This window comes from Phreatobacter sp. AB_2022a (genome assembly GCF_026847585.1).
GTDB lineage: Bacteria > Pseudomonadota > Alphaproteobacteria > Rhizobiales > Phreatobacteraceae > Phreatobacter.
In genome coordinates this window covers 1-16,481 of record NZ_JAPSET010000052.1, presented here as the reverse complement: position 1 = coordinate 16,481, position 16,481 = coordinate 1, and the positions used below count along the sequence as shown (strand labels likewise).

Below are 16,481 nucleotides of genomic sequence, written 5' to 3'. Positions count from 1 at the left end.
CGCGGCGGTACGGGCAGGTGTCGCCCGGGCGAAGCTGGCACTGCAGGATGAGCAGCGGCCGGAACGGCCACCGCCGCCCGTTCCTGTTTCCGGAACGGGCGGCGGCATGCTTCTAGCTTATTTTTTCGCGCTGAAAAGTGGTCCGCGTCACTGAATGAAGCGGGTATCCACCATCCGGCTGAAATCCGGCTTCTGCCTGATGATGCCGAGCTCGAGCAGCAGGCTCGCGGCCTTTTCGGTGAAGGGCAGCCAGTCGTTGGCGAAGAAGGCGCGGTTCTCCTCCGGCCCCGACCAGCGCAGGTAGCGCGCCGACGCGCCGAACTGCTCGGCGGACTGCCGGACATCGGCGCCCATCAGCGTATAGGCTCGGGTCTGGTCGCTCTTGATCAGTTCCAGCGCCTCGAAATAGCTCTTCACCAGGGCGCGCACCGCCGCCTCGTTGCTCTGGATGAAGGCCGGCGTGCAGCCGAATGTGTCCATCACCATCGGATAGTCGAGCGTGGTGGCGATGATCTTGCCGGCCTGGGGCGCGTCGCGGACCGCCGAGAGGTAGGGCTCGTAGGTCATCGCCGCGTCGTTCTGGCCGGCGATGAAGGCCTGGGCGGCAGGCCCCGGCTCGAGATTGACGACGGTCACGTCGCGGATCGACAGGCCGTTCTCGCGCAGCATCCAGGCAAGGCCGAAATAGGGCGCGGTGCCCGGAGGCGAGGCCGCGACCGTGCGGCCGCGCAGGTCCCGGATCGCGTTGATGGAATTGCGGACCACGAGCCCGTCGGCGCCGTAGCTCTTGTCGAGCTGGAACAGCTGGGTGGTGGCGATGCCGCTGGCGTTCCAGGAGATCCAGGTCTCCACCGTCGTGGCGGCGCATTGCACGTCGCCCGAGGCGATGGCGAGATGCCGGCTCGCCTGCGGGATCTTGCGAATGGTCACGTCGAGACCGTTGCGCGCGAAGATGCCGGCCTCCTTGGCGAGCGTCAGCGGCGCGAAGCCGGTCCAGCCGGAAATGCCGATGGACACCTTGGTTTGCGCCGAGGCCGGCCCGGCAAGGGCAAGGCCCGCGGCCAGCGCGACGCCGGCCATGAGCCGGCGTACGAAAAAGCGTGGTGACATGTCATCCTCCTCCGAAGGCGGTCTTGGGGCCGCCGCTGCCTTTACTCTAGGGGCGCGGAGCGGCCGGTTTGGATACGTGAATGTCCTAGGAACGTGAAAAAGGCTGCGGCTCACGCCCCGAGCGGCAGGGCATAAGGGCTCTTGTCGCGCTTCAGGAAACGGCCGTCGCCCGGCCGTCCGAGCACCTTGCCCTCCTCCACCACGACCTTGCCGCGGGCGATGGTCATGACCGGGAATCCGGTCACCGCGAAGCCTTCCCAGGGCGTGTAGTCGGAGCCGTGATGCAGGATCTCCTGGCGCAGCGTCTCCTTGCGGTTCGCGTCCCACAGCACGATGTCGGCATCGGCGCCGACCGCGATCGTGCCCTTGCGCGGATAGAGCCCGTACATCTTGGCATGGTTGGTGGAGGTCAGGGCGACGAATTCGTTCGCCGTGATCCGGCCCTTGGCGACGCCCTCCGACCACAGGATGGGCAGGCGCGTCTCGACGCCGGGAATGCCGTTGGGCACCCAGCGGAACGAGGTGCGCGCCTTGGGCGTCAGCTTGCCGCGCGGGCTGTCGTAGAAGAACGGGCAGTGGTCGGAGGAGAAGGTCTGGAATACGCCCTGCCGCAGGCCTTCCCAGATGGCCTTCTGGCTGTCCGTGTCGCGGGGCGGCGGCGAGCAGACATATTTCGCGCCGGTGATGTCCATGTTGAGGCCCTTCATGTCATCGGCGGTCAGCGTGACATATTGCGGGCAGGTCTCGGCATAGACTTTCAGACCGCGCTGGCGGGCCCAGCGGATCTGCTCCATCGCCTCGCGCCCGGAGACATGCACGATCATGATCGGCACGTCGGTCAGCTCGGCATGGCTGATGGCGCGGTGGGTCGCCTCGCGCTCGACGATCTCCGGCCGGGACGGTCCATGGTAATAGGGCGCGGTCTTGCCCGCCTGCTCCAGCCGCTCGGCCAGGAACTTGATGGAATCGTAGCCCTCGGCATGGACCATCACCAGCGCCTGCTCGCGCCGGGCGACCGAAAACACCTCCAGGAGCTGGCGGTCGCTCAGCACCAGGTCGTCATAGGTCATGAACACCTTGAACGAGGTGCAGCCGTCGGCGAACAGCGCCGGCAGCTCCTGGTTCAACACGGTCGGCGTCGGGTCAGACACGATGAGGTGGAAGCCGTAGTCGATCAGCGCCTTGCCGTCCGCCTTGGCATGGTACTCGCCGACGCAGGCCCTGAGCGACGTGCCCTTGATCTGCATGGCGAAGGGAATGACCGTGGTGTTGCCGCCGGCGGCGGCCGAACGCGTGCCGCTTTCGAAACCATCGGCCATCGACACGTCGGGCCCGGAATCCTGGTCGAAATGGACATGGCTGTCGATGCCGCCGGGCATGACCAGGAGGCCGGAGGCATCGATTGTCTTCGCCGCCTCGGTCACGGCCTCGGCGAGCAGCGCAATGCGCCCGTCCTTGATGCCCACGTCGCAGCGGATCGTGTCCGATGCGGTGACAACGGTGCCGCCGCGGATGGCGAGATCGAGATCGAGCATGGCATGTCCTTGTCGTTGCCAACGCGGTCGTTTCCAACCCACTTGGCACCCCATTTCCCGGGGCGCGTCAAGCGCGGAACAGCTTCGCCACGCCGTTCTCGACCACAACCGTCACGGTTTCGCCGATCCTGATATCGACCGGCGCCCGGGCCATGATCCGCGGCCCCTCCTCCAGGGTGACGAGCGCGATGCCATAGCCGCCGGCAACCGCCAGACCGGGCGTCGGCGCCCGGTGCACCACGGTGGCGGACCAGACGGTGCCGCGGCCACTCGCCGCAAGCGCGGCGACATCGGTGGAAGCACAGGCCGGGCACATGGCCCGTGGAAACTGCCAGGCGTGGCCGCAGCTTCTGCAGGACGACAGCGCAAGCCCCGTCATGCCATGCGCTCCAGAACCAGGCCGACATGGCTCGACAGCGTGCCGCCATCGGCATGGCAATAGGCGATCGGAACGTCGGCCGCCTGCCGGTCCCCCGCCTCCCCGCGCATCTGGACGACGACCTCGGCGACATGGGCCATGAAGCCGGCGACGCCGGAATGGCCGAACGACAGGAGCCCGCCGTGCAGGTTGAGCGGCAGGGCGCCGTCACGGCCGAAACGGCCCTCGCGGGCCGCTCGCCCTGCCCCGCCCGGCGGTGCAAACCCGAAGGCTTCCAGGAACAGGGCGAGGGTCGGGGTGAAACTGTCGTAGATGCCGGCGAGGCGGATATCGGCGGGCTTGCGGCCGGCCGACCCGAAGGCGGCCGCGGCGGCGGTCCTGGCGCCGAGCGCGATATCGTCGGGCATTTCGGAAATGTGCTGATGGGTATGGGCCTCGCCCCAGCCGGTCATCCTGATCGGCGCCTTGGCCAAGGGGCAGGCCGAGACGATGAGCGCCGCGCCGCCATCGCTGATCGGGCAGCAGTCGAGCAGCTTGAGCGGCGTTGCGACCGGCTTCGAGGCCATGACGTCGGCAACGCTGATCGGCGCCGTGAGCTGCGCCTTGGGATGCTGCGCCGCGTGCCGGCGCATCAGCACGGCGAGCTCGGCAAGGTCGGCTTCGCTCGCGCCGGTCTCATGGAGGTAGCGCGCCGCGATCAGGGCATAGTAGGCCGGCACGGAGGCGCCGAGCGGCACCTCGCACTCCGGATGGCCGACGGTTGCGAGCGTCCGGATCGCATCGTCGCGGCTCTGGCCGGTCAGGCGGTTCTCGCCGCCGACCACCAGCACGTGGCGGCAGGCGCCCGCGGCGATCAGGTGGCGGGCCAGCACCAGCGCCATGGCGCCGGTCGCCCCGCCGCACTGGGCCTGATGGGCGTGGCGCGGCTTCAGCCCGAGGCGCTCGCAGATCACCGTGCCCAGCATCAGGTGCGGATGGGTCGTCGCATAGCCGCAGATCAGGCCGTCCACGGCATCGCGCGGCAGCCCGCTATCCGCGAGGGCGGCGATGACCGCCTGCTCGATGAGATCGAGCGGCTGAAGCCCGGGATGCTTGCCGAAAGCGGTGAGCCCGACGCCGGTGAGATAAGCCATTCAGCCGTCTTTCCGCGTGATCAGCGCATCCAGCATGACGGCATCGCCGGCCCGCACCAGCAGCGGATTGATCTCGATCGTGTCGAAGCTGCCGGCATTGGCCGCCGCGACGCGCGACAGCGCCGCGATCGCCCGGGCCGCGGCGGCAACGTCCGCTACCGGCCGGCCGCGCGGGCCGCCGAGCAGGGCGCGGCCCTTCAGCGCGTCGATCATTGCGCGCGCCCCGGCCTCGTCCACCGGGGCCGCGCGGAAGACGACGTCACGCATCACCTCGACGAAGACGCCGCCGAGACCGACCATGACCACCGGACCGAACACCGGATCGGTCCGCGCCGCGACGATCAGCTCGACCCCGTCGCCCGCCATCGGTCCGACCAGGATGCCGTCGATCCGGGCGTCCGGCGCCGCCGACGCGACCGCGGCCAGCATGGCCCGCGACCGCGCGGCGACGTCGGCCGGCGCAATGCCGAGGGCGACGCCGCCGGCATCGGACTTGTGCGCGATATCGGCCGAGACGATCTTCAGCGCCACCGGCCGGCCGAGGCGCGCGGCGATCGCCGCCGCCGCATCCGGCGTCGCCGCCACCTCTTCGGGCAGGGCTTGCAGCCCCGCCTTCACGAGGAAGGCCTTGGCCGCGGCCTCGGTGGTCTCGGTCCCGGTCAGGCGCGGCATATCGTCGAGGCCGACCGCCGGCCGCGGCGGCTCCCGCAGCATCCGCCCGATGGCGGCGAGCGCGGCGAGCGTCGCGATCACCCGGCTCGGGTCCTCGTTCAGGATGAACCCCTTGGCGCGATAGGCGGCGAGCACATGGTCCGGCCCGGACGCGGCAAGCGCCATCACCCGGTCCTCGAAGCCACGCATGGCCTCGCCGAGCACGGCCTGCAGCCGCTCGCCGGTTGCCGGCGAGGCGATCCAGGTCATGACGAAGCCGGCGACCGCGTCGACCCCGCCATCCTCCAGGATCGCGCGCAGGGCATGGCCGACGAGGTTGAGATCGTTGACCGCCTGGGCGGTGAAGTCGACCGGGTTGGTGAAGGAGCCGAGCGGATTGTCCGCCTTCAGCCGCGCCTGCGTCGCGGCCGGCAGCGGCGGCAGCACGAGGCCGCGGTCGGCCGCATCGTCGGTCATCAGCACGCCGGCGCCGCCGGAAATGGTCAGGATGCCCAGCCTGTTGCCGGCCAGCGGCCCGCGCCGGGCGAGCGCCTCGGTGACGTCGACCATTTCTTCGGTCGTATGGGTTCGGTAGCCGCCGGCCTCGCGCACCAGCGCCTCGAACACCTTGTCGTCGCCGGCGAGCGAGGCGGTGTGCGACATCGCCGCCGCCGCGCCGCCCTCGGACCGGCCGACCTTGATCAGCACCACCGGCTTGGCCGCGGCCCGGGCCATGCCGAGCGCAGCGAGAAAGGCCGGACCGTCCTTGACGCCCTCGACATAGGCCGCGATCACCTTGACGCCGTCATCCCCCGCCATGTGGGCGATGGCATCGGCCACCGTGATGTCGGCCTCGTTGCCGGTGGCGAGCCAGCGCGCCGCATCGAGCCCACGCTTGCGCAGCAGTACATAGATATAGCTTGCATAGGCGCCCGACTGGCCGACGATGCCGATCGGCGCGGGCGCTGCCCTCTCGCCCTCGAGGAACGAGCCGAAGGTTGCGGCATGCCCGGTCGCGGCATTGTAGACGCCGAGGCAGTTCGGGCCGAGCAGGCGCATGCCGTGCGCCCGGGCCGCCGCGACGAGTTCCTGCTGGCGCCGGAGGCCCTCCGGCCCCGCCTCGGCATAGTTCGCCGTGAAGATCACCGCGCCCCGCGCGCCCTTGGCCGCCGCCGCGCCGAGCGCCGGCAGGGCGAGGTCGGGCGGCACCGCCACCACCACGCAATCGAGGCCGTCGGGCACGTCGGCCAGCGAGGCATAGGCCTTCAGCCCCTGGATTTCCGCCCGGTTCGGATTGATCGGATAGAGCCCGCCGGCAAAGCCGCCGAGCTTGGTGTAGCGGATCGGCCGGCCGCCGATCCGGACCGGGTCGGCCGAGGCGCCGACGATGGCGACGGAGCGCGGCGCGAGGACCGCGTCGATCCCGGCAATCCGCGGCGCGGTCATCCCGCCGCTTCCGCCTCGAGCACCACGCGCCCGGCGACGCGGCCGGCGGCAAGGTCCTCGAGCGCGGCATTGACGGCCGTCATCGGCCGCCGCTCGATGGTGACGGGCGGCAGGTTGACCTTGCGGGCGAGCGCCACGAACTCCTTGAGCTCGTTGAGCGAGCCGACATAGGAGCCACGGATGGTCACGGCCCGCATCGGCAGATAGGGCAAGGGATAGCGCAGCTCGCCGCCGAACAGGCCGACCACCACGTAGGTGCCGCCCTTGCGCACGCCGTTGATGCCGAGCGACGACGTCTGCTCGCTGCCGACGAAGTCGAGCGCGGCGGCAAGGCTCCCCTTGCCAAAGGCGGCGAGTTGCTTGGCGGCATCGGGCGCATTGGGATCGAGGCTCGCCGCAGCCCCGATCTCCTCCGCGATCGCCCGCTTTTCCGGCGCCGGGTCGACCGCGATCACCGGTCCGACCCCCAGCGCCTTCAGAAGATGCAGCGCGGTCTGGCCCAGACCGCCGCAGCCGAACACGGCGACACGCTCGCCCTCGCGATGCGGCAGGATCTTCTTCACCGCGCTGTGCACGGTGACCCCGGAACAGGCATAGGTCGCCGCGACCGCCGGGTCGAGATCGCCGACATCGACGAGGAAGCGGGCGTCCGAGACCAGCACATGATCGGCGAAGCCGCCGCGCGCCTGCACGCCGAGAAAGCGCGGCGCCGCGCACAGATTTTCGTCACCCGAACGACACAGCGCGCAGGTGCCGCAGCCGATCCAGGTATGGATCAGCCGGCGCATTCCCGGCTTGACCTCGGTCACCTCGGGACCGACCGCCTCGACCGTGCCGAAGATCTCGTGGCCGAGCGTCAGCGGCGGATTGATGCCGCGCTGGGTGAGATCGAGCGTCTTGCCGGCGCCGAGATTGTAGATGCCCTCGCGGATATGCAGGTCCGAATGGCAGACGCCGCAATGGCTGACGCGCATCAGCACCTCGCGGCCTTTCGGCTCGGGCAGCGGCTCGGTCTCGGCGACGAGGGCCCCGCAAATGGCGTTGAGACGCCAGGAGCGGGTGGTGCGGGCTGCGGCGAAGGACGTCATGGCGTTTCCTCTGGGATGCTGGACATGGTCGCTTGCCCCGGTTGGCCCCGGATGTTGCCGAAAACGCTACCATGTGGACGCAAGCTGTAAACGCGCCGAACGACAGACCCTCCCTGCACGGGCGGGAGGACCGTCGGTGGCCGGAGGTCAGTTGCCGAAGGCGATGAGATGGTCGAGCAGCTCGCGCGCCGGCGCCGGCAGGCCATCGCGCACGCGCACGCACAGCTTCAGCTGTCGCGCGGCCCAGCCATCGGTCAGCCTGACGATCTGGATCGGCATCGTGCGCCGGCAGCGCAGCGCCGCCGCCTCGGGCACGATGGCGAGGCCGACATCCTCGGCGACCATCCGGCAGATGCCCTCGAACGTGCGCATGCGGATGCGGAAGGCGAGCGTCCGGCCGGCGCGGGCGGCATGTTCGCCGATATGGTCCTGCAGCGCGCTGCCGCCGCTCAGGCCGACAAAGGCGTGGCCGAGCACGGTGTGAAAGGCGACGCGCGCCTCCCCGGCGAGCGGATGGCCCTTGGCCGTCACCAGCACCAGCCGGTCGACCGCGAAGGGGAACAGTTCGAGCGGCCCCGGGTCGACCGCATCCGAGATGATGCCGATCTCGGCGAGTCCGCCCGCCACCGCCTTGACGATCTCGGTGCTCTGCCGCTCCTTCAGGTCGATGTCGACATGCGGGCGGCGTTTCAGGAACGGGGCGAGCGCCGCCGGCAGGAACTCGGTCATGGCGGCGGTGTTGGCGGCGAGATGAACCTCCGCTTTCAAGCCCTTCGCAAAGTCGCCGAGCTCGCCGCGCAGCTCGTCCATCTGGCGCAGCACGATCCGGGCGTGATGCGCCAGGGCATCGCCCGCAGGGGTCGGGGTGACGCCGCGCCGGCCACGGACGAGCAGCGGGATGCCGATCGTCTCCTCCATGCCGCGCAGCCGGGCGCTGGCCGAGGGCAGCGCCATGTGGGCACGCGCAGCGCCGAGCGTGATGCTGCCGGCCTCGACGACCAGCGAGAACAGGCGGAGATCGGTGAGGTCGAAGCGCATGGGCTCAAGGCTATCACCGGCCCAGCCTTAGGCCCAGCCTAAGGCTGGCTGCCGATCTTCCGCATTGTGGCGGCGCGCGGTTCCGGCTCAATGGCGGCATGATCGACATGTCCGCACCCCAGATCCTCATCGTCGCCGCCACCTTCCTGCTGGCCGGCGTGGTCAAGGGCGTCACCGGCATGGGCCTGCCGACGGTCGCCATGGCCCTGCTGGCGACCGTCATGTCGCCGGTCGCCGCCGCCGCGCTGCTGATCGTGCCGTCCTTCGTCACCAATGTCTGGCAGCTCGCGGCCGGCCCGAGCTTCTCGGCCCTCGCCCGACGGCTCTGGCCGATGATGGCGGGCATCGTTCTGGGCACGGTCGCCGGCTCCTGGCTGCTCACCCACGGCAGCGGCGGCTGGACCAGCGTCGGCCTCGGCCTGGCGCTCGTCGCCTATGCGGCCTCAAGCCTTGCGGCCTGGCAGCTTTCGGTTCCGGCGCGGCTCGAGGCCCGGCTCGGCCCCCTCGTCGGCCTCGCGACCGGGGCGGTCACCGGCGGCACCGGCGTCTTCGTCATTCCGGCGGTGCCCTACCTGCAGGCGCTCGGCCTCGACAAGGAGGACCTCGTCCAGGCGCTCGGCCTCTCCTTCACCGTCTCCACCGTCGCGCTCGCCATCGGCCTTGCCGGCGGCGGTGCCCTTGCCGCCGGCGGTCTCGCCGCCTCCCTGCTGGCGATCGCCCCCGCGCTCGCCGGCATGGGGCTCGGGCAGTGGGTGCGGCGGCGCGTCAGCGCCGCCACCTTCCGCCGCTGGTTCCTGATCGTGCTGCTGCTGCTCGGGCTGCAGCTCGCGCTGCGGCCCATGCTCTGACATCGGCACGACGCAAACCGCCTCTTCCATGCGCCGACTGGACAGCGGAGCCAGACTCACTAGGCTCCGCGGGTCCCGCATGCAGGGGAGCGCGGAATGCCGCTGAAAGCCGTGATCTTCGATTGGGCCGGAACCATGATCGATTTCGGCTCCCGGGCCCCCATGGGGGTGTTCGTCGAAGCCTTCCGGCATTTCGGCGTGCCGCTGACCGTCGCCGAGGCGCGCGGGCCGATGGGCAAGCCGAAGCGCGACCACATCGCCGAGCTGATGAAGCTGGCGACGGTGGCGGAGGCCTGGACCAGGGCGCACGGCCATGCCCCGCGCGCCGCCGATATCGACGCCGTCTACGATGTCTTCGTGCCGATGAACGTCAAGGTCGCCGCCGATTTCGCCGAGCTGATCCCCGGCGCGGCCGCCGTCGTTGCCACGCTGCGCGCCCGCGGCCTCAAGATCGGCTCGACCACCGGCTATACCCGCGAGATCATGGCGCCGATCCTGCCGCTGGCCGCGGCCCAGGGCTATGCGCCCGACAATCTCGTCTGCGCCGGCGATCTTGCCGAGGGTCGGCCGAGCCCGCTCATGATGTATCGCTGCTTCGCCGATCTCGGCGTCTATCCGCCGGCGACCGTGGTCAAGGTCGACGACACCGTGCCCGGCATCGAGGAAGGCCTTGCCGCCGGCACCTGGACGGTCGGCATCGCCGCATCGGGCAACGAAACGGGCCTGTCGCTCGCCGAATGGACCGCGCTCAGCGCCCGGGAACGCGACCGCATCGTCGCGCCCGCGCGCGAGAAACTGGAGGCGGCGGGCGCCCATGTGGTGATCGACACCGTCGCCAATCTGATGCCGGTCATCGAAAGCATCGACCGGCTGATGGCCGAAGGCGAGATGCCCTGAGCAATAAGCAGGTTTGAGGAGCCCTGCGGCACGGACAGCCGTGGTTCGAGGCTCGCCCCCGGAGGGGGCGGGCACCTCACCATGAGGATTGGAAACCATGGCATCAGGCCGCGGTCATGAAGCGCCGCGCTCAGGGCTTCATGAGCAACCCTGCTGCCATTCACCGCCGATCCTCATGGTGAGGTGCTCCGCGCCCCGGCGCGGAGCCTCGAACCACGACCAGCCGCGATGCGAGGCAAGTCGTACCTCTCGTCGAAAAGCGCTGCCTATTCCAGCCCGCCGATCGCCTGCTCGACCGCCGCGACCACCGCGCCGGACCGGACGAGCTCCAGCGCCTGCAGCATTTCGGTCGCGTACCAGCGGTCGCCGTCGAGCGCCGGCGCGATCACCGCGCGCACCGCGTCGAGCGCCGCCGCCGTGCCCTTGCCGATCGGATGGTCCTTGGCCAGGCCCTCGACCAGCGACAGCGCCTGCGTCGCCATCAGGATCTCGCCGGCGATGATCTGCTCGGCATTCTCCACCACGGTCCGCGCCTTGCGCCCGCACCAGGTCGAATTCGACACATGATCCTCGGCATTCGACTTGCCGGGAATGCTGTCGACCGAGCCGGGCGCCGCCAGGTGGCGGTTCTCCATCACCAGCGCCGACAGCGAGCACTGGACGGTGGCAAAGCCGGTATTCAGGCCGCGCTTGCCGGCCAGCAGGTTGCGCGGCAGGCCATAGCTCATGGTCGGATCGATCAGGCGCGCCAGCCGCCGCTCCGAAATGGAGGCGAGATCGGCGACCGCGATCGCCAGGACATCCATCGCCTGGGCCACGTACTGGCCATGGAAATGGCCGCCCGAGATCGAGACATAGCCGCCCTTGCCGTCGTCGAAGATCAGCGGATTGTCGGTGGCCGAATTGATCTCGGTCGAGAGGATGCCGTCGACATAGCCGACCGCCTGGCGGGCCGGACCATGGACCTGCGGCGCGCAGCGCAGCGAATAGACGTCCTGCACGCGCGGCGCGGCCGGCTGCCCGGCAGCCCTGGTCTCGTCGGGGAAAACCACGTCGCGCGCGGCCTGCGAGCAGCGCCGGCTGCCCTCGGTCAGGCGCAGCACGTTGCGGGCGACCCGGGCCTGCCCCTCGTGCGGCCGGGCCGCATGGACCCGCGGGTCGAAGGCGGCGAGCTCGCCGCGCATCGCCTCGAGCGACAGCGCCAGCGCGACGTCGGCGGCCTTCAGCAGCCGCCGGGCATCGTGGCTGGCAAGGACGCCGAGGGCGAGCGACACGGTGGAGCCGTTGATCAGCGCCGAGGCGTCCTTGGCGCCCATGGGGAAATCGGCGGCGAGCCCGGCCTTGGCGATCGCGGCCGGGGCCGCCATGCGCTTGCCCTTGTAGACGATCTCGGCCTGCGGGAAGCCGCAGACCGCGCCGGCCATGTGAGCGAGCGGCGCGAGATCGCCCGATGCGCCGACCGAGCCCTTTTCCGGGATCACCGGATGCAGGCCGGCATTGAGGAAGGCGATGAGCCGCTCGACCAGCGCCACCTGCGGTCCGGAAAAGTTCGAGGCGAAGGCATTGGCGCGCAGCAGCATGGTCGCGCGCGTCACATCCTCGGCGAAGGGCTGGCCGATGCCGGTCGCATGGGCATAGACGGTCTTGGTCTGGTAGGGGACCATGTCCGCGATCGCCACGCGCTGGTCCTTGAACAGCCCGACGCCGGTGTTGAAGCCGTACATCAGGGGCACATCGTCGGCCATCCAGTGCCGGTCGATATAGGCCCGCGTCGCCGCGATCTTCTCGCGTGCCGCCGGGTGCAGGGCCGCCTTCTCGAACCGGCCGGCGGCATTCGGGCGGGCGACCCGCACCACCTGATCGCCCTTCAGCTTCACGCCGTCGATCTTCACCGTCATCACGAACCCCCGCGTTCAAACCGCCAGGGCTTGATCGCGGGTTTTCTCCGGAGCCGTCAAGAGCCCTCAGGAACGGCTGTAGAGCAGCCGGCAGCGGATGGTGCCCGGCAAGGTGCGGATCTCGTCCAGCACGCTCTCGGCATCGCTCACCGCGCCGTCGGCGTCCAGGACCACGTAACCGACCTCGCCGTCGGTCTGGTAATATTGCGCGGCGATGTTGATGCCGCGCCCCGCGAAGACGTCGTTCAGCCGCCGCAGCTCGCCCGGCAGGTTGCGCTGCACCTGGATGAAACGGGTGCCGGCCGGGCCGACGGGCAGCTGCACCTGCGGGAAATTGACCGCGCCCCAGGTCGAGCCGACATCGGAATAGTCGACGAACTTGCGCGCGACCTCCGCGCCGATGCGCTCCTGGGCCTCCTCGGTCGAGCCGCCGACATGCGGTGTCAGGATGACGTTGTCGAGGCCCTGCAGCGGCGAGACGAAACGGTCGGCGTTCGAAGAGGGTTCCTGCGGGAAGACATCGACCGCCGCGCCGCCGAGATGGCCGCTCTTGAGCGCCTTGGCGAGCGCGTCGAGGTCGAGGATCGTGCCGCGGGCATTGTTGATGAGATAGGCGCCCTTCTTCATCGCCGCGATCTCGGCCTTGCCGATCAGGCCCTGCGTGCCCGGCGTTTCCGGCAGATGCAGCGACACCACGTCGGCGCGCGCCATCAGGTCCTTCAGATCGGCCGCCGGCTCGACATTGCCGTGGCGCAGCTTGTCGGTGTGATCGTAATAGATGACACGCATGCCCATGGCCTCGGCCAGCACCGCGAGCTGCGAGCCGATATTGCCGTAGCCGACGATGCCCAGCGTCTTGCCACGGACCTCGTAGCTCGACACGGCCGACTTGTCCCAGGCGCCCTCGTGCGCCTTCACCGATTTCGGGAAGATGCGGCGGAACAGCATGACGATCTCGGCGATCGTCAGCTCGGCGACGCTGCGCGTATTGGAGAACGGCGCGTTGAACACCGGGACGCCGGCCCGGTTGGCCGCGACCAGATCGACCTGGTTGGTGCCGACCGAAAAGCAGCCGATCGCGATCAGCCGGTCGGCCGCGGCGAGGATCTCGCTCGTCATCTGCGAGCGCGAGCGGATGCCGATGAGATGCACGCCACGGATGGCCTTGGCGAGCGCCGGACCGTCGAGCGCCTTGGCGAGGCGCTGGATATTGCTATAGCCGGCATGTTCGAGAACGCCGACGGCCGTGTCGGAAATACCCTCCAGCAGCAGGATCTTGATCCGGTCCTTGGGCAGCGACAGGGCGACCGTCATGACATCCGTCCTTAAAGTCTCGGCGCGGATCGGGCCCCGCGCGGTTGCGCCACGCCATTAAAGCAACATGGCGCGATCGCAAGTCGGCAATCCCGCCGACATCCGCGATCGGCGAAACGGCGCTCCAAAAGCACGAAAACCGCCGCGGGCGTGCCCTCAGCGGTTTTCGGGGGATCCGAACCCCGCCCGAATCGCGGAACGGCCCCCTGGGCCGTCAGGCATCGGACAATCGGGCTGGTTCGGCAGGAGCGCAGCCGGGCCGGCATCGGCCCCGCGGCGAGCAGGTCATTTCGGCCGATCGATCATCGCATTGAGCGTTTCGTGGGTCCGCTTCAGTTCGGCGATCGCGTCTTCGATATCGCGCTTCTGCTGCTCCAGATGCGCGATCTGCTCCAGGCACTTCTCCCGCGACAGCTTGAGCTGCTGGTCTGCGCCCGCGTCATGGCGCTCATGCGCCTCGACCATCTCCGAAATCTCGGCGAGCGTGAAACCGAGCCGCTTGCCCTTCAGAATCAGCTGCAGGCGGATGCGGTCGGTGGCGCTGTAGAGGCGGGTCAGGCCTTCGCGCCGCGGCGACAGCAGGCCCTTGTCTTCATAAAAGCGCAAGGCCCGCAGCGTCACGTCGAACTCACGCGCGAGATCGCCGATCGTATAGACGGTCGGGCCGTTCTTTGCGGCTTCGGCGTCGTCCTCGATCCAGAAGACGTCGTCGTCGTTGTTGCGTGTCATCAAAGCCTTCCGTTCCATTTTTGGCTCCGTCCTCTGGTTCGAGGGGATACGATCGGGTGGGATGGCTCACTCATAACCGAAAGGGACGTTTCACAGGGCAATGCACCGCTTTCCGATAGGTTAGTTACCGTTAGGATAGGGCCGAATCCAGGCGTCATCGCAAGGTCGGTTCGCACAATCTGCGAGCTTATCAGTTAACGACCAGGAACCAAAGTTAACAAAAATTTGTCGATGTTAACCAGGCCTTTACCATGTTTGCGAAGATTGCCCGGTGGGAGCATGCCGGGCTGGCGACAAGATTCGTCCGATCGGAACGCCCTGGGCGCCGGCCGGAAAACCCCGACCGCATCGGCGCTCCAGCAACCGCCAGACGGGTGGGATCGTTATGCGGCACACCGTTCCTTGGAGCGTCAAAGGCGTTGATCAGGACGCGCGCGAGGCCGCCAAGGAAGCTGCCCGCCGCTCCGGCATGTCGCTCGGCGAGTGGCTGAACACCGTCATTGCCGGCCAGGCCGGCGAGGCCGAGCCGCCGGGCGCGGGCCTGCCGACCGTGACGCGGCGCCTGGAGACCATGACCGAAAGGCTCGACGCGGCGAACCGCCGCGAGCTGGATACCGCCATTCCGCGCGGCCGGATCGAGCGTGACGGCAGCAGCGACATCGTGCGCGCCCTCGACGCGGTCGCCCGCCTTGCCGAAATTTCCGAGCGCCGGTCCGCCGCCGCCATGGAGGCCGTCGAGCAGCTCGCCGTCGCCCGCGGCCTCGTCGGGCCACGCCCGGAGCCGCAGCCGGCGGCGGCGCCGATCCTGCCGCTCGCCACCCGGGCCGCCGATACCTCGACCCAGGCCCAGCTCGACGAAATCGCCCGCTCGATCCGGGCGATGAATGCCGGCATCGCCGCCCAGCAGGCTGCCCGCCCCGCCGGCGACGCGGCCCCGGAGCGGCCGAAGATCGCCCAGGCCCGCCTGTTCGACCAGGATCTCGACGCGACCCTCGCCGAGATCGCCGCGCGCCAGCGCGCGCTGGACCATGATGCGCCGACCGCCGCCGCGCCGGCCGCCCAGCCGGTCCCGCCGCCGGTTCATCTCGATACGGCCGCCGAAGCGCCGCTGCAGCCGGGCCTTGCGCCGCTGGCCGAACGGCTCGACGCGCTCGGCCGCCGTATGGACCAGATCCTGAACGAGCCGCTGCCGCGCGACGCCGAGCCGGACCGCGCCGGCATCGCTGCCGAGCTCAAGCGCCTGTCCGAACGGATCGACGAGGTCAACAAGCCCCAGGGCGACGCGCTGGAGCGCGAGTTGAAGACCTTGTCCGGCCGCATCGAGGCGATGCGCCGCGAGATTGCCGAACGCGAAACCGCACAGACCGAACAGGCCGTGGCCGAGCTGCGCGCGGACATTGCCCAGATCGCGGCCCGGCTGGGCGACCTCGCGCCACGCCGCGCGGTCGAGACCCTCGAAGCCGAAATCCACGCGCTCGGCGACCGGGTGGCGAATGTCCAGGCCAAGGGCATCCCCGCCGATTCGCTCGCCCAGCTCGTCGCCGATTTCGAGCGGACGGTGACCGGCCTCACCCCTGCCGAGGGGTTCGCCGACGAATTGCGGGCGCTGTCGCGCAAGCTCGATCAGGTCAAGGCACGCGGCGGCAGCGACGAGGTCAGTCTCGACCGGCTGACCGACGAGATCCTGTCGGTGCGCGAGCTGGTCGCGGGCGCAGCCACCCGCGAGGCGGTCGAGGCCCTGTCGGACCAGGTCGCGGTGCTCGCCGAGCGCCTGGAGGCCATGGCGCCGCCGGCCAACCAGGCGGAGGCGATCACCGCCGCCATCGAGGCGCGCATCGAGGATATTGCCGATCGCCTGGAAAAGGCCTCGCGCCGTCCCGGCCCCGCGGCCACCGCCATCGCCAATCCGCAGCTCGAGGAGGCGCTGCGCCGCCTCGCCGACAAGCTGGACGAAAGCCACAGCCGCAGCCACGACCCGAAAGTGCTGGCCGAGATCGAGAAGCACGTCCTGGCGCTGGCCGCCAAGATCGATGCCGCCGATGCCCGCTTCGGCCAGCTCGGCACGATCGAGCGCGGCCTCTCCGACCTCTTCGTCCAGATGGAGGAGATGCGCTCCAGCACGCTCGACGCAGCCGAGCGCGCCGCCCGCGATGCCGTCGCCGACCTCAACAAGGCCGGTCCCGAGACCGAAGCCGCCGTCGAGGCGCTGAAGAGCGATATCGATGCGCTGCGCCATGCGCAGGTCGCCAGCGAAGAGCGCACCGTCGGCAGCCTGGACGCCGTGCACCAGACCCTCGAGCGGGTGCTGCGCCGCATTGCCGACATCGATCCCTCGGCCCGCGCTCCCGGCAGGACCGATGCCGAAACGCAGCCGGTCAAGACGACGCCGGCCCCGCAACCCGCGCCGCGGCCGGT

12 protein-coding genes and 1 pseudogene are annotated in these 16,481 nt (G+C 69.7%); 3 read left to right on the top strand and 10 right to left on the bottom strand.

Features of this window, described 5'->3' with window-relative positions; genetic code table 11:
• Positions 1 to 147 precede the first annotated feature (147 nt).
• The 7 genes from OZ671_RS26900 to OZ671_RS26870 form a co-directional block, all read right to left on the bottom strand.
• On the bottom strand, positions 148 to 1,110 hold the full coding sequence (locus OZ671_RS26900; RefSeq protein WP_442957133.1) for an ABC transporter substrate-binding protein: 963 nt from the start codon (positions 1,108 to 1,110) through the stop codon (positions 148 to 150).
• A 110-nt stretch (positions 1,111 to 1,220) separates the two neighbouring features.
• Positions 1,221 to 2,645, bottom strand: a complete 1,425-nt coding sequence (hydA, locus tag OZ671_RS26895) for a dihydropyrimidinase (RefSeq protein WP_268863562.1) — start codon at positions 2,643 to 2,645, stop codon at positions 1,221 to 1,223.
• Between the two features lie 67 nt (positions 2,646 to 2,712).
• On the bottom strand, positions 2,713 to 3,024 hold the full coding sequence (locus OZ671_RS26890; protein WP_268863561.1) for a Zn-ribbon domain-containing OB-fold protein: 312 nt from the start codon (positions 3,022 to 3,024) through the stop codon (positions 2,713 to 2,715).
• Complete coding sequence (locus tag OZ671_RS26885) at positions 3,021 to 4,157, bottom strand: thiolase family protein (protein ID WP_268863560.1); 1,137 nt, start codon at positions 4,155 to 4,157, stop codon at positions 3,021 to 3,023. Before OZ671_RS26885 ends, OZ671_RS26890 begins: the two co-directional genes overlap by 4 nt.
• Entirely contained in the window at positions 4,158 to 6,254 is a 2,097-nt protein-coding gene (locus tag OZ671_RS26880) for an acetate--CoA ligase family protein (RefSeq protein ID WP_268863559.1), read from the bottom strand.
• Positions 6,251 to 7,342 (bottom strand): alcohol dehydrogenase, encoded by a 1,092-nt coding sequence (locus tag OZ671_RS26875; protein ID WP_268863558.1) that lies wholly within the window; start codon positions 7,340 to 7,342, stop codon positions 6,251 to 6,253. Before OZ671_RS26875 ends, OZ671_RS26880 begins: the two co-directional genes overlap by 4 nt.
• Positions 7,343 to 7,489: 147 nt before the next feature.
• Positions 7,490 to 8,380, bottom strand: a complete 891-nt coding sequence (locus OZ671_RS26870) for a LysR family transcriptional regulator (RefSeq protein WP_268863557.1) — start codon at positions 8,378 to 8,380, stop codon at positions 7,490 to 7,492.
• 98 nt (positions 8,381 to 8,478) lie between these two features.
• On the opposite strand from OZ671_RS26870, the gene OZ671_RS26865 reads away from it, so the two are divergent.
• Complete coding sequence (locus OZ671_RS26865; RefSeq protein ID WP_268863556.1) at positions 8,479 to 9,228, top strand: sulfite exporter TauE/SafE family protein; 750 nt, start codon at positions 8,479 to 8,481, stop codon at positions 9,226 to 9,228.
• A gap of 96 nt (positions 9,229 to 9,324) precedes the next feature.
• Complete coding sequence (gene phnX / locus OZ671_RS26860) at positions 9,325 to 10,125, top strand: phosphonoacetaldehyde hydrolase (RefSeq protein ID WP_268863555.1); 801 nt, start codon at positions 9,325 to 9,327, stop codon at positions 10,123 to 10,125.
• A 266-nt stretch (positions 10,126 to 10,391) separates the two neighbouring features.
• On the opposite strand, the gene OZ671_RS26855 is transcribed toward phnX, so the two are convergent.
• The 3 genes from OZ671_RS26855 to OZ671_RS26845 all read right to left on the bottom strand — a co-directional run bounded on the left by OZ671_RS26855 (position 10,392) and on the right by OZ671_RS26845 (position 14,066).
• Positions 10,392 to 12,023 (bottom strand): HAL/PAL/TAL family ammonia-lyase, encoded by a 1,632-nt coding sequence (locus OZ671_RS26855; RefSeq protein WP_268863554.1) that lies wholly within the window; start codon positions 12,021 to 12,023, stop codon positions 10,392 to 10,394.
• 66 nt (positions 12,024 to 12,089) lie between these two features.
• A complete protein-coding gene (serA, locus tag OZ671_RS26850) occupies positions 12,090 to 13,337 on the bottom strand; it encodes a phosphoglycerate dehydrogenase (protein ID WP_268863553.1) in 1,248 nt (415 codons plus the stop codon).
• 285 nt (positions 13,338 to 13,622) lie between these two features.
• A complete protein-coding gene (locus tag OZ671_RS26845; protein WP_103169260.1) occupies positions 13,623 to 14,066 on the bottom strand; it encodes a MerR family transcriptional regulator in 444 nt (147 codons plus the stop codon).
• A 385-nt stretch (positions 14,067 to 14,451) separates the two neighbouring features.
• On the opposite strand from OZ671_RS26845, the pseudogene OZ671_RS26840 reads away from it, so the two are divergent.
• Positions 14,452 to 16,481 (top strand): annotated as a pseudogene (locus OZ671_RS26840) (hypothetical protein); the annotation flags it as partial.

Bases quoted from the DNA above. Each gene is read 5' to 3' on its own strand.
- OZ671_RS26855 (WP_268863554.1), bottom strand. From the start codon at position 12,023: ATGACGGTGAAGATCGACGGCGTGAAGCTGAAGGGCGATCAGGTGGTG.
- serA (WP_268863553.1), bottom strand. From the start codon at position 13,337: ATGACGGTCGCCCTGTCGCTGCCCAAGGACCGGATCAAGATCCTGCTG.
- OZ671_RS26865 (WP_268863556.1), top strand. From the start codon at position 8,479: ATGATCGACATGTCCGCACCCCAGATCCTCATCGTCGCCGCCACCTTC.
- OZ671_RS26870 (WP_268863557.1), bottom strand. From the start codon at position 8,380: ATGCGCTTCGACCTCACCGATCTCCGCCTGTTCTCGCTGGTCGTCGAG.
- OZ671_RS26900 (WP_442957133.1), bottom strand. From the start codon at position 1,110: ATGTCACCACGCTTTTTCGTACGCCGGCTCATGGCCGGCGTCGCGCTG.
- OZ671_RS26880 (WP_268863559.1), bottom strand. From the start codon at position 6,254: ATGACCGCGCCGCGGATTGCCGGGATCGACGCGGTCCTCGCGCCGCGC.
- phnX (WP_268863555.1), top strand. From the start codon at position 9,325: ATGCCGCTGAAAGCCGTGATCTTCGATTGGGCCGGAACCATGATCGAT.
- OZ671_RS26885 (WP_268863560.1), bottom strand. From the start codon at position 4,157: ATGGCTTATCTCACCGGCGTCGGGCTCACCGCTTTCGGCAAGCATCCC.
- OZ671_RS26845 (WP_103169260.1), bottom strand. From the start codon at position 14,066: ATGACACGCAACAACGACGACGACGTCTTCTGGATCGAGGACGACGCC.
- hydA (WP_268863562.1), bottom strand. From the start codon at position 2,645: ATGCTCGATCTCGATCTCGCCATCCGCGGCGGCACCGTTGTCACCGCA.
- OZ671_RS26875 (WP_268863558.1), bottom strand. From the start codon at position 7,342: ATGACGTCCTTCGCCGCAGCCCGCACCACCCGCTCCTGGCGTCTCAAC.
- OZ671_RS26890 (WP_268863561.1), bottom strand. From the start codon at position 3,024: ATGACGGGGCTTGCGCTGTCGTCCTGCAGAAGCTGCGGCCACGCCTGG.